Here is a 12,417-nt window from a genome sequence, read left to right on the forward strand (position 1 = left end):
ACTTTGGTGCGCATAATGTATATTATGTTAAATAAGAATACTGTTAATGCACCAACCATCCCCGACGCCATTAATCAATCTTCCCTGCCTCATCAGTATTTTCTTCACCCATAATGCACCGCCAGCCAGATCGTTTTTTCTGTAGTATCTGTCCATTCAACCCGGTGTTTGCAAAACGCAGGAATATTCACAAAGTCACCGGCTTTCAACACACGTTCTCCTGCTTCATTTTCCAGTCGCAAAGCTGCAGAACCTTGTATCACCATCACCCACTCGTTTTGCGGCTGGCAGTACCAGAAATCTGGCGTGCTCGATTGCCCGGTCGAAATAATTCTCTCGATACGCACACCTGGCTGAGTTAGCAATGCTTCAAAGGTCTCAGCTTCTCTGCTGACTGCCCCATCTGGAAAATCAGAGAACATATTATTTACCATCGGATACCACCTTTCTTTGCAAGAAAACGTTTTTTCCATTGATCGCGCTACGTGAATTCTGAAATATCAGCAGTATCATTATGCTGCAGAAGTTACGTAGCGAAGGCTCCGGTCTGATACGTTAAAAGCTACAAACCCTCATACACCTTCTCGACTTTCGCCATATACCTCGGGGCCTGAGCCGCCGGATGATACTGGCGGACGTGCCAGTGAAACGCGTCGGGCGAAAGTTGGTTGATCATGCTGATGGCTGTTTGGCGATTGCTGGAAAATGTTCTGAGCAATGCACCGGCACCATTGACGTATGCGACTTCTGTGGCATAACGACGCGTGACCGGATCGTTGATCCAGTTTAGTTGCTGATGTTGCAACGCGCTGAGATATGCCGTGCCTAAATCAATATTGGTTTCCGGGTCGAACAAATCATCGTTGTCCGGGCAGCCGCGTTTACCTTTGTAACGGTAAGCATCACAACCGCTGGTTGAGGCTTTCAGCTGCATCAAACCAATAGCATTTGAAGGACTTACTGCTTGGGGATTGTAGCTGGACTCAACTTGGATAATGGCTTTTACCAGTTTCCAGTCGACATTATATTTGTCAGCGGCATCTTCGATTTCATGGTCAAAGGCGTGCGAATCATATTTTTTATAATGCGGTTTGCTGGAGCAGCCGGCTAAAATCATCAGCATGAGAATCATGCATAAACGAGACGGGTTTTTAAGTAATGAAGTCATGAAATACCATAGTTGAAATTCGGGATTATTGACGAAGACAAGATACCGTTATCGTCACTGATGGTCATGTATTAATTGGCATTTTGGGCAGTCCGGAGTCGACTTAACGTGCGAAAGCTCAGTACTTTACGATGGACTTGCCCTGCTCTTTCTTTCATTCCACATACTGTGACTTGACTTATTTTGTATATAAAGTATTTTTAATGCCATGCATACATTTCTGATTATTGTCCCAGACGGTGGCATGTTGTTCGAAGCAACCGGTATCGCCGATATCCTGATGCAGGCAAATCGCCTGATGTCTAAAAATGCCACAACGCCAGCTTATCAGGTAACGGTGGCCACGACGCAACAGCACCATGTGGTTCATGGTGTTTCCGGCCTGAACTTGCTGGCTGACCACCGATTGTGCGATCTGGACCCGGAAGTGTCACGAGATACCATTCTTATCACCGGTAAAGGTCTGACAGAAAAAGAAGGCTCAGACGTTGTCCAGTGGATGAAACAGGCGGCGTCTCATGCCGGACGTGTCGTTTCCATTTGCAGTGGCGCGATGTTGCTGGCTGAAAGCGGTCTGCTTGATGGACGTCACGCCACCACGCACTGGCGTTTGCTTGATACCCTGCAATCTAGATTCCCTGACGTGATTGTTGAACGCGGTCCGATTTACATTCAGGACGACACGGTCTGGACCTCCGGCGGCGTCAGTTCAGGCTTTGATCTCACCCTAGCACTGGTTGAGGACGACCACGGTTTCAATCTGGCACGCGATGTGGCTCAGGACCTGGTGATGTTCCTGCGCAGGCCAGGCAGTCAAGCGCAGTTCAGCCGCTATCTGTTGAATCAGGCCGCAGAAGGCCCGATTCGCGACCTCCAACGGTGGCTACCGGAGAATATCACGACAGATCTTTCAGTAGAGAAACTGGCTGAGCGTGTCGCGATGAGCCCGCGCAATTTCACTCGCGTCTTTACTCGTGAAACCGGGATAACGCCGGCGAAGTATGTCGAGGAAGTCCGTCTGAATGCCGCCAGACAGCGGCTTGAACAAACGACTCTGGGCGTTGAACAAATAGCGGTCATGACCGGCTTCGGCACTGGCCTGAATCTTCGCCGCGTTTTTGAGCGAAATTTGCAACTGACACCCACCGAATATCGTGAACGTTTCTGCTCACGCATGTTGGCGTAAATTGATTCTTTATTGTCATTTACGCCATATCAGCTTAAGCCTACATTATATGCAGTTCCGCTAATTAAGGAGTGCATCATGGTCAACGTTGGTATTAATGGATTCGGCAGAATCGGTCGAAATGTCTTACGTGCCGCGCTCGGTCGCGACAACTTTCAGGTGGTGGCGATCAATGATCTTACCGACAGCAAAACCCTCGCCCATCTTCTTAAATATGATTCTCTTTCCGGCACACTAAACGCCACTGTTGAAGCAGGCGAAGGCCAATTGTGGGTCGATGGCAAAGCTATCCGCGTGTTCTCTGAAAGAGACCCGGCCGAGATCCCCTGGAGCAGCGCAGGCGTTGATATCGTGATCGAAGCCACCGGTTTCTTCACCGATAAAGCCAAAGCTGAGGTGCATATCACCAAAGGCGGCGCGAAACGCGTCATTATTTCCGCACCGGGTAAAGATGACGATATCACCATCGTACTGGGCGTGAATGACGATCAGTACGACCCAGCCAAACATAAAGTGGTCAGTAACGGTAGTTGTACGACCAATGGTCTGGCTCCGGCAGCTCAGGTTCTGCATCAAACCTTCGGGATTGAATATGGCCTGATGAATACGACGCACGCTTACACCAACAGTCAGGCACTGCACGATCAGCCGGAAAAGGATTTACGCGGTGCCCGTGCTGCGGCGGTTTCGATTGTTCCGTATTCCAGCGGCGCGGCGAAAGCCATCGGGAAAGTCATCCCGGAACTCGCCGGACGCATGACCGGTTACTCACTGCGCGTGCCGGTTCCAGTAGTGTCTATCGTCGATCTGACCGTAAATTTGAAACGTGAAGCAACGGTCGAGCAAATCAACACAGCTTTCCGTCAGGCGGCTGAATCCGGCCCTCTGAAAGGTATTCTTGGCTACAGCGATGAACCTCTGGTATCGAGTGATTATCGCGGTGATCCGCGTTCGTCCATTATCGACGGCCTCTCCACGCTGGTGATCGGCGGTAAACTGGTCAAGATTCTTGCCTGGTACGATAACGAATGGGGATTTTCCAACCGCTTGGTTGATCTGGCAGTCCTGATGGAAAAACGCGGATTATAAACCCCCGCCTTTTCCTACCAGACGTTATAAGAAAACACCGTCGTTTGGCGGTGTTTTTATGGCTTGCAGGTGATGATGTTTTAAAAAAATACTATATTGTATGTTGTAACTAATGAAACTTATTCATTCATTGCTATCAGGAAACATACATCCGCCATTGCGAACCAGCGCCTTCCTCTATTAGCTCACCTTGGGCTAGGTACTGGATCACATCGGTTCGCGCATTCTGACGGCGTCATCAGCCCGTTGGTGATCGGCGTTATTCTGCAACGCACCAACAATTTCCAGTATGCTATTGGTACACTGCCGCCATCGCTTTAATATTGTACCTAGTACATCAAAATATTATTTCTGTGAACAGAAACAGGGTTTTTAATGACATTTAATCCAGGAGATAGCCTTATCATTTTGTGATATTCATCACAAGGTTCTTTGTCTCCTTGCCAACTACACCCTGCCCTTGGCAACGGAATGAAGGTGGACTTGCCAAAATTCTGTAAAACTTATTAGTTGTGTGAAATACAGCCTACCATTTTGTTATCTTCGGAAGGAAAAATCACAGCATAGTTTATTTTAACTGGCTGTATTATAATATATTTTTTTATTTATCTTTGCCACCATTGCCGTTGATTCCATTGTTCTTACCTTGCCGCGCCGGAATATTCCTTTACCGAAATACCTGACGCAGGGCATTGCTTTATTGCCTCGGCCAGAGTACAAATTTCATGGAATGCGTAACAAATACCCTACAATTTTTTAATGGAGTTGCAGCAATGGCAATTAAACAGCAACAACTTTATATCAATGGTGAATTTATTACCTTCAGCGGCAATAAATGGATTGATGTGTTGAACCCAGCCACTGAGGAAGTCATTTCACAGGTGCCCGACGCCGGTGTGGACGAGGTACACGCGGCCATCGACGCAGCTGAAGGCGCGCAAAATAACTGGGAAGACTTGCCGGCACAAGAACGGGGCGTTTGGTTGCATAAAATTGCGGCCGGTATCCGTGCACGCGAACAGGAATTAACCGATATTATCATTGCCGAAGGCGGAAAAACCCACGGTCTGGCCAATACCGAGGTACTGTTTACCGCAGATTACTTGGATTATATGGCCGAATGGGCACGTCGTTACGAAGGGGAGATCGTGCAAAGTGACCGGCGCAATGAAAATATCTTTGTGTTTAAAAAGGCCATCGGAGTGACTACCGGTATCCTGCCCTGGAACTTCCCTTTTTTCCTTATAGCGCGCAAGGCAGCGCCGGCGCTGATTACCGGCAATACTATTGTGATTAAACCCAGCCAGTTGACGCCGAACAATGCTATCGCCTTTGCCGAAATCGTTCATGAGGTGGGGCTGCCCAAAGGGGTGTTTAATCTTATTACCGGCCGGGGTTCAGTGGTCGGTCAAGAGCTGGCAGCCAATGCCAAAGTTGGGATGGTTAGCCTGACCGGCAGCGTTGCCGCCGGTGAGCAGACAATGGCGGCAGCGGCAAAAAACATCACCAAGGTATCGCTGGAGCTTGGCGGCAAGGCGCCGGCCATTGTGATGGACGATGCCGATCTGGATCTGGCGGTGAAGGCCATTCTTGATTCGCGTATTATCAATACCGGCCAGGTATGCAACTGCGCTGAACGCGTATATGTGCAGGAAGGCATAAAAGAAGAATTTATCGCCCGCATGACTGAGGCATTTAAACAGGTTAAATTTGGTGATCCAGCGCAGGAAAAAATGCTGGATATGGGCCCGCTTATCGATGCCGCCGCGCTTAAAAGCGTACAGGATAAAGTCGATAACGCCGTGGCTCAAGGGGCCAGGCTTATCACCGGTGGCCATCGCGCCGGCAATAAAGGCTATTTTTTCCAGCCTACCCTGCTGGTCGATGTCCAGCAGGAAATGGACATTATGCACGAGGAAACTTTCGGGCCGGTATTGCCGATCACCAGCTTTTGTACCCTGGACGAGGCAGTGCAGATGGCCAACGACTGTGAATTCGGTCTGACCTCCTCGATTTACACCCGCGATCTAAACACGGCAATGACGGCCATTAAACGCCTAAAATTCGGCGAGACCTATATCAACCGCGAGAATTTCGAGGCTATGCAGGGTTTCCACGCCGGCTGGCGAAAATCAGGTATTGGTGGAGCCGATGGTCGTCACGGGCTGGAGGAGTATCTGCAAACACACGTGGTTTATCTGCAATATCAGGCTTAAGTCATGTTGTAAAAAACCAGTGGGATAACACTACGGCGTGCTCATATCACGCCGTTATTCAATTGCGCCGCCCCCCGGGTTCGCGCCGACAGTGGAGGTCCGATGAAAGTTGCCCTGTTTGTCCCCTGCTTTATCGATGCCTATTTTCCACAGGTGGGAATAGCTACCTTGGAGCTGCTCGAACGCCTCGGCTGCGAGGTGGATTATCCGCCGCAGCAAACCTGCTGCGGTCAGCCGATGTCCAATAGCGGTTGTAAGGACGATGCCGCCGGCGCCGAGGCGTTGTTTGTGCGTAATTTCAGCCGCTATGATCATATCGTGGCCCCGTCGGGCAGTTGCGTTCATCATGTGCGAGCCAATCTTGATGCCATTGAGCAAACCGAGAAAGTGGCGCATGTTCGCCGCAGTACCTTCGAATTGGTGGAATTCCTGCATGATATTCTATGCGTCGAGTCATTCCCCTGGGCTGAGTTTCCTCATAAGGTCGGTCTGCATAATAGCTGCACCGCCCTACGCGATCTGCGCCATGCCAGTACTTCCGAACTTAATGAACCGCCATTTTCCAAACCGATGGATTTACTGGGCAAGGTCAAAGGCATTGAATTTGTTCAGCCGCAGCGGCCAGATGAATGCTGCGGTTTTGGCGGTACCTTTAGCGTCACAGAGGCGCCGGTCTCGGCCAAAATGGGCTATGACAAAGTTAACGACCACCAGACCGCCGGTGCCGAGTATATAGTTTCGGCCGATATGTCATGCCTGATGCACCAGAAGGGCTGTGCCCAGCGCATGGGTATGCAGTTGAAGTTTATCCATATTGCGCAAATCCTTAATGGCGACGCCGCCTGAAAACAAGAAAGGAGTGTTATGAAAGCTATCGATCATGTCAAAGGCTCGCGGACGTTCTTGGCCAGCCCAAAGCACCAAACCTTTCTCGATCAGCGACTGTGGAGCCTGCGCATGGCGCGCGACGCGCAGATGAAGGCGCATCCTGAATGGCAGCAATTACGCACCCTGGCCTCAGACATCAAAGAGCATACCCTCACCCATTTAGACCATTATTTACGCATGTTCGAGCGTAATGCCCAAGCCAATGGCGTACAGGTGCATTGGGCAAAGGATGCAGAGGCCCACAACCGCCTGGTCCATGAAATCCTCAGCACCCGGCAGGTAAAAACCCTGGTGAAAAGTAAATCCATGCTCACCGAGGAGTGTGACATGCGCCCTTACCTGGAAGCGCGCGGCATCGCGGTAATCGAAACCGATCTGGGCGAGCGTATCCAACAGTTGGACAATGAAATGCCCAGTCATATTGTGGTACCGGCGGTGCATAAACTCTCCAGCGACGTGGCGCGGGTATTTGCGCAAACCCTTGGCACCGATCCTAATAATGCCGATCCGCACTATTTGGCGGGGCAGCAGCGCGATAAAACCCGGCCGCTTATCCTGCAGGCCGAAGCGGGTATGACCGGTTGCAACTTTGCCGTGGCGCAAACCGGCACCGTCACTGTGTGTACCAATGAAGGCAATGCAGATTTAAGCGCCAATGTGCCTGACTTACATCTGGTATCTATCGGGATCGAGAAGATTATCCCACGCATGGAGGATTTAGGGGTATTTATCCGGTTGTTGTCGCGCAGCGCCCTGGGTTCTCCGATTACGCAATATACCTCCCATTTCCGCGCCCCGCGCCAGGGTGGCCAGATGCATTTTATCTTGGTGGATAATGGGCGCAGCGAACGCCTGGGGATGGAGGATTTCTGGTATTCACTGAAATGCATCCGTTGCAGCGCCTGCATGAACACGTGCCCGGTCTACCGGCGCAGCGGCGGAATCAGCTATGGCGCCGTATATTCCGGTCCCATTGGCGCCATCATTAACCCGACCATGGATTTGAAAAAATACAGTACCCTGCCGTTTGCATCTACGCTCAATGGCAGTTGTACCAGCGTTTGTCCGGTGCGGATTAATATCCATGAACAGATCTTCAAGTGGCGTGAAATCGTGGCGCGCAATAATGAGTTGCCGTTTGCTAAAAAAAGTGCAATGAAGGCGGCCGGAAAGATCCTGGCCAATCCCACTCTATACCGCGCGGTAGTCGATACCGCCAATGCAGTGGTACCAAAGCTGCCGCGCATTTTGCTGTATAACCCGTTAAACGCCTGGGGCGAATCACGGGAAATTCCGGACTCACCGCGCCAGTCATTCCACCGCTGGTATGAGGCGCGTCAGAAAGCCCGCGCAGCCGCCAGCGATACCACCGGGGAAACGTCCGCCAAGAATAAGAGGCAAAAACGATGAGCGATCGCGAGGATATCCTGCATAAGGTTAGTCAGCATCAACTGACACCACGCGCGCTGCCGGATTTACCCACCTTTGCGGCAGACTACCAGGACACCCCGGAGGCTTTTGGCATTTCTCTGTCCATTATGGGTGGGGTGTGGGATAACACCTTTCTTGACGCTCGCCCTGACGAGACGACTCTCAGTAACTATATTCACGGCCTATTCCCCGCAGGTGGCGTATTTTGTTCGGCGGTGGCCGGCATTATCGGCAACCGGGCGCTAACCAAGGATACCTCACCCGCCTCGCTGGAGGATGTGGAGGTAGGTATCGTGCAGGCGCGCTTCGGCGTGGCGGAAACCGGTTCAATATGGCTAAGCGAGCAGGAATGCCGGGTGAATACGCTGGGGTATCTTGCCCAGCATCTGGTGGTGCTGCTTAATATCCGGGATATTTTACCTAATCTGCATCTGGCTTACCGCCGCCCAGAATTTCTGACCGCGCGTTATTCGGTACTGATGTCCGGGCCGTCGGCTACGGCCGATATAGAAGGAGTGCTAATTCGTGGTGCCCAAGGGGTGCGCAGCCTGCGGGTTATTGGCCTACCCGCTGTTTGACCAGCAAGACCCTACACCGCTATTTCACTTGGCTACCAGGACAGAGGAAATCCGTATTGATCAGCTAGGGTCTGCTTGGAAAACGGAATCTATGGTCACTCCCGTTTTTCAGGCGAGCAATCACTTACAACGCTTCAGGTTGCCGGGTAACGTAGAGGGGACATGTGTTGGTGAGCTTAATCCATGATTAATGAGTAAATTAGTTATCATATTGGAAGCCTCGGCCACCAGTTCGTCATTTCGTCGATCGGGATGTTTCGCTATCCAGATACCCAGATTCAGCATAGGTTGACTCGTTTCGAGTTTGATTAAGCGGGCATCACAATCTGCGATAAAACATGGCAGACCTGCGACACCCACGCCGGAACAAGCCGCTTCGTACTGGTGACTCAGATCCGTCATTTCGCAAACCACGTGTCTTTTACCAACCGTCTCGTAAAGCCATCGCTTATGGTCGAAATCAGTTTGCCGTTCGGGATAAGCTATAAACCCCCACTTATCAGGCTCTTCAATATGGCGATATTCCCTGCCCGCATAGAGAGCAAACTCCATGCGTCCAATTTTTTTGATGATATCCGAATCTTTTACGCCCGGAGATAACCTCACTGCAAGGTCAGCTTCGAGTCGTGATAATGAAACAAAGTGTGCATCGCTAAGAATGGATAATTGTACCCTCGGCAATTGCTGAGTTAATGCCAGCATATTAGGTGCAAAAAAGTGTCTGGCGAGTACGGGCGGAGCGGAGATTGTGAGCCTTGTTCGCTCCCGTCTGGAGATAACCGACATCCGCTCAATTTTAAACGTGCTGCTTTCAACGTCCCTGGCTGCCTGAAGGATCTTTTGACCTATCGCTGTTAACCGTGCCTCGCGCGGCAGTCTTTCAATAAGCCGGACGTTGAGCTGCGCTTCAAGGGTGGCTAAACGACGGCTCACGGTCGCCTGGTCAATATTTAATAACCGTGCCGCCCCTGACAGGGTGCCCGCTCTGGCTATTGCAAGAAAAACCCGTAAGTCTTCCCAATTCATAATGTATGCATTTTTACATGGAATGGTGGCATATTTTAGTATTTATACATAGAAGTGCAACGGATATCCTGACCGGATTAACTTCTTACTCAGGTATCACTCATGTCTAAAATGCCCGCTTCATTAAAGGCAATTCAGTTAGCAACGTGTCTCGGTTTTCTGGTTGTACAGCTGGACGTCAGCGTGGTTAATGTTGGTCTGGGCTCTCTTAAAGAGGCCTTTAATATCGACCTCACAGGTCTTCAGTGGGTGATTAACAGTTATGCCCTGGTCTTTTCTGCACTGTTGATTACCGGTGGTGCATTCGGCGACAAGTTTGGTGCCCGTCATGTTTTTACCTGGGGATTTGCTTTGTTCACGCTGGGCTCAATAGGCTGTGGGCTGGCCAGCAGCATGCCGATGCTAATCGCGATGAGGAGCGTACAGGGGATCGGTGCTGCCTTGCTGGTTCCGACTTCGTTAACACTCATCAGGTTGTCTTTCACCGATCCTGCGATGAGACGAATGGCGGTTGCTTTGTGGGGCGCGTGCGGAGGAATTGCGCTGGCGGCAGGGCCTGTGCTGGGCGGTTTTTTAATACAATACCTTGGCTGGCGAAGCGTTTTCCTGATTAATGTACCTCTTGGCTTACTCGCAATCTTTTTGATACATCGCTTTGCCTCACCTTCCGCCAGGGTAGATAAAAATATCGATGTATTCGGCCAGGTTAGCATTGCCTTTTGTATTGCTGCCATGACGTGCGGGCTGACTGAGTTGAGTGCGCAGGGGTGGACAGGTATGCCCACAGGAATGATGTTTACTGCTGTCATTTTTTTTGGTGTTTTTGTCATAATCCAGAAACGTATCAGGTACCCAATGTTGCCCGCGCGTTTAGCTAAAAATAAAGTACTGGCTACAACAGCACTATGTGGGGCTGTCATTAACCTGACGTTTTACGGAACCGTTTTTGACCTCAGTATTTACTTCCAGAGCATCCTGCATTACGACGCTATAACGACGGGTCTGTCATTTATTCCACTGACAGCAGTACTGACGATTTCAACCATGGTTTCGTCACGTGTTGCAAAAAAAGTGAGTGATATACGGATTATTATTACCGGTTTCAGCATACAAATTATTGGCTTTGTTCTGTTATCACAGTTAGCCGGGAACAGCTCGCTCTGGTTTCTTAACGCCGCGCTGATGTTGGTTGGTATTGGTAGCGCGATGTCGGTACCTTCCATCACGAACTCTATGCTGTCATCCATTTCGCAACATGATGCAGGCATGGCATCCGGTCTTATGGCTTCGGCAAGGCAACTGGGTGGCGTTATTGGTGTCGCACTTTTCGGCGCAATGATTGCCCATAGCGGCCTTTCCTCGTTTTCATCAGGCATGGCTCATGGCATGTGGACATCTGTGTTTTGTTTATTACTGTGCATTGTAGTGAATATCCTGGTTCTACGTGGTGAAAACTTGCCAGCTAAGGCTTGATCAGACAGAGATTAATACGATGAGGCAAGTTTTTAAACTAACAAAGTCCTAATGTATTACACCACCTGATTTTAATGCTATTTTTCCGCATCACTAAGGAGACATATAAATGACCGATAAAAAACCATCTATTAAAGAAGATACGTTCTATGTTCCAAGTGGGATAACCAGTTCAGTCATTCCCGATTTTGTTTCCCCGCCAACCATTCCGGAAAAAGACCGGGAGGCATATCGCGTGGCGTTGAGTGGCAACGAGCCATATAAATTAGGTGCAGAATCACTTAAACAAGAAAATGTGCCCGAAGGGTCTTTGACCAGATATCACCACATTAGTGAAAAGGTTTATCCTGGCGTCGGCCGTGATTACTGGCTTTATGTCCCAGCCCAATATTCTCACGAAGAACCCGCTAATCTTATCATATTTCAGGATGGTGGTTTCTATCTTGGTCCTGAGATGCAAGCCAATGTTGCATTGGATAACATGATCCATAAAGGGCATATTCCTGCCACTATTGCCCTGTTTGTACAACCCGGTGATAAGGGGCCAGGTATCCCTATTCTGGGTGGCAACGATAACAGGAGTATCGAATATGATGTGATCAATGACGACTATCCTCGTTACCTGATTGAGGAACTGCTGCCAATTATAGAAAAACAGTACAGTATTACGTCAGACCCGTCACAACGTGCGACTGCTGGTATCAGCTCTGGCGGCATCTGTGCCTTCAACCTCGCCTGGATGCGCCCTGAATTTTTCGGTGCGGTGATCAGTCACTGTGGTAGTTTTATGGATATTCGCGGCGGACATAATTACCCGCACATGATCCGTAAAACCAACAAGAAAAACATTCGCGTATTTCTGCAAACAGGCGAGAAAGACATCAATGGCATCTTTGGTGATATTCGCCTCGCTAATCGCAATATGGCCGCGGCGTTAGAATACCGTGATTATGATTTCCGTTTCGAGTTTGGCGTTGGAGGTCATACATTGATGCATGGAGGAGAAATATTCCCAGAGTCTTTACGTTGGGTCTGGAATAAAGATTAATTCATAAAAAAGGTGTATTGCGATTAATCACATTACGCAATACACCTATAGACTCAGTAGAAATTATTTTTTAGAAAGCGACGTCATCTTCCAGAGCAACGTCACAATCTTTAGTCATCTTCTTGCGCCAGGTACCGACTCCAGCCGGCCAAACTACGCCTTTCGCGATAGAGAGTGAACGAAGTACAGGATAGAGTCTGATATCAGTCATAGACCATTGGCCTTCCTGAACGTCACTTTTAGCCAGTAATGCATCCAGCTCAATCAGCCTGGTATTAATCACTTCCAGCAATTTAGGTGTGCTTGCCATCAAG

Annotated in this window: 11 protein-coding genes and 1 pseudogene; 8 read left to right on the forward strand and 4 right to left on the reverse strand. The window is 49.7% G+C overall.

Features of this window, described 5'->3' with window-relative positions; translation table 11 throughout:
* Positions 1-104: 104 nt before the first annotated feature.
* Both SJI19_RS23780 and SJI19_RS23785 read right to left on the reverse strand, forming a co-directional pair.
* Entirely contained in the window at positions 105-434 is a 330-nt protein-coding gene (locus tag SJI19_RS23780; RefSeq protein ID WP_323480723.1) for a cupin domain-containing protein, read from the reverse strand.
* A 128-nt stretch (positions 435-562) separates the two neighbouring features.
* Complete coding sequence (locus SJI19_RS23785; RefSeq protein WP_323480724.1) at positions 563-1,168, reverse strand: transglycosylase SLT domain-containing protein; 606 nt, start codon at positions 1,166-1,168, stop codon at positions 563-565.
* A gap of 208 nt (positions 1,169-1,376) precedes the next feature.
* On the opposite strand from SJI19_RS23785, the gene SJI19_RS23790 reads away from it, so the two are divergent.
* The 6 genes from SJI19_RS23790 to SJI19_RS23815 all read left to right on the forward strand — a co-directional run bounded on the left by SJI19_RS23790 (position 1,377) and on the right by SJI19_RS23815 (position 8,556).
* Positions 1,377-2,354 (forward strand): GlxA family transcriptional regulator, encoded by a 978-nt coding sequence (locus SJI19_RS23790; RefSeq protein WP_323480725.1) that lies wholly within the window; start codon positions 1,377-1,379, stop codon positions 2,352-2,354.
* Between the two features lie 78 nt (positions 2,355-2,432).
* Positions 2,433-3,443: a type I glyceraldehyde-3-phosphate dehydrogenase gene (gene gap, locus SJI19_RS23795; protein WP_323480726.1), complete on the forward strand. Its 1,011-nt coding sequence runs from the start codon at positions 2,433-2,435 to the stop codon at positions 3,441-3,443.
* Positions 3,444-4,216: 773 nt separating this feature from the next.
* Complete coding sequence (gene aldA / locus SJI19_RS23800; protein WP_323480727.1) at positions 4,217-5,659, forward strand: aldehyde dehydrogenase; 1,443 nt, start codon at positions 4,217-4,219, stop codon at positions 5,657-5,659.
* 102 nt (positions 5,660-5,761) lie between these two features.
* The gene (locus tag SJI19_RS23805) at positions 5,762-6,505 is read left to right on the forward strand and encodes a (Fe-S)-binding protein (RefSeq protein WP_323480728.1); all 744 of its coding nucleotides are present in this window, start codon (positions 5,762-5,764) and stop codon (positions 6,503-6,505) included.
* Positions 6,506-6,523: 18 nt separating this feature from the next.
* On the forward strand, positions 6,524-7,957 hold the full coding sequence (locus SJI19_RS23810) for a lactate utilization protein B (protein WP_323480729.1): 1,434 nt from the start codon (positions 6,524-6,526) through the stop codon (positions 7,955-7,957).
* A complete protein-coding gene (locus SJI19_RS23815; protein WP_323480730.1) occupies positions 7,954-8,556 on the forward strand; it encodes a LutC/YkgG family protein in 603 nt (200 codons plus the stop codon). Before SJI19_RS23810 ends, SJI19_RS23815 begins: the two co-directional genes overlap by 4 nt.
* A gap of 120 nt (positions 8,557-8,676) precedes the next feature.
* Here the strand turns inward: SJI19_RS23815 and SJI19_RS23820 are convergent, their stop codons facing one another.
* Positions 8,677-9,582 carry a LysR family transcriptional regulator gene (locus SJI19_RS23820; RefSeq protein ID WP_323480731.1) on the reverse strand — a complete coding sequence of 302 codons (906 nt, stop codon included), beginning with the start codon at positions 9,580-9,582 and terminating at the stop codon, positions 8,677-8,679.
* Positions 9,583-9,684: 102 nt separating this feature from the next.
* On the opposite strand from SJI19_RS23820, the gene SJI19_RS23825 reads away from it, so the two are divergent.
* Together SJI19_RS23825 and SJI19_RS23830 are read left to right on the forward strand one after the other, a co-directional pair.
* Complete coding sequence (locus SJI19_RS23825) at positions 9,685-11,055, forward strand: MFS transporter (RefSeq protein WP_323480732.1); 1,371 nt, start codon at positions 9,685-9,687, stop codon at positions 11,053-11,055.
* A gap of 109 nt (positions 11,056-11,164) precedes the next feature.
* Positions 11,165-12,103, forward strand: a complete 939-nt coding sequence (locus SJI19_RS23830) for an alpha/beta hydrolase (protein WP_323480733.1) — start codon at positions 11,165-11,167, stop codon at positions 12,101-12,103.
* A gap of 70 nt (positions 12,104-12,173) precedes the next feature.
* Here the strand turns inward: SJI19_RS23830 and SJI19_RS23835 are convergent.
* Positions 12,174-12,417, reverse strand: a pseudogene (locus SJI19_RS23835) (glutaredoxin, GrxB family); the annotation flags it as partial.

The sequence above is a fragment of the Acerihabitans sp. TG2 genome (genome assembly GCF_035013185.1).
GTDB lineage: Bacteria > Pseudomonadota > Gammaproteobacteria > Enterobacterales > Enterobacteriaceae > Acerihabitans.

Bases quoted from the DNA above. Each gene is read 5' to 3' on its own strand.
- SJI19_RS23810 (WP_323480729.1), top strand. From the start codon at position 6,524: ATGAAAGCTATCGATCATGTCAAAGGCTCGCGGACGTTCTTGGCCAGC.
- SJI19_RS23825 (WP_323480732.1), top strand. From the start codon at position 9,685: ATGTCTAAAATGCCCGCTTCATTAAAGGCAATTCAGTTAGCAACGTGT.
- SJI19_RS23780 (WP_323480723.1), bottom strand. From the start codon at position 434: ATGGTAAATAATATGTTCTCTGATTTTCCAGATGGGGCAGTCAGCAGA.
- aldA (WP_323480727.1), top strand. From the start codon at position 4,217: ATGGCAATTAAACAGCAACAACTTTATATCAATGGTGAATTTATTACC.
- gap (WP_323480726.1), top strand. From the start codon at position 2,433: ATGGTCAACGTTGGTATTAATGGATTCGGCAGAATCGGTCGAAATGTC.
- SJI19_RS23805 (WP_323480728.1), top strand. From the start codon at position 5,762: ATGAAAGTTGCCCTGTTTGTCCCCTGCTTTATCGATGCCTATTTTCCA.
- SJI19_RS23785 (WP_323480724.1), bottom strand. From the start codon at position 1,168: ATGACTTCATTACTTAAAAACCCGTCTCGTTTATGCATGATTCTCATG.
- SJI19_RS23815 (WP_323480730.1), top strand. From the start codon at position 7,954: ATGAGCGATCGCGAGGATATCCTGCATAAGGTTAGTCAGCATCAACTG.
- SJI19_RS23820 (WP_323480731.1), bottom strand. From the start codon at position 9,582: ATGAATTGGGAAGACTTACGGGTTTTTCTTGCAATAGCCAGAGCGGGC.
- SJI19_RS23790 (WP_323480725.1), top strand. From the start codon at position 1,377: ATGCATACATTTCTGATTATTGTCCCAGACGGTGGCATGTTGTTCGAA.
- SJI19_RS23830 (WP_323480733.1), top strand. From the start codon at position 11,165: ATGACCGATAAAAAACCATCTATTAAAGAAGATACGTTCTATGTTCCA.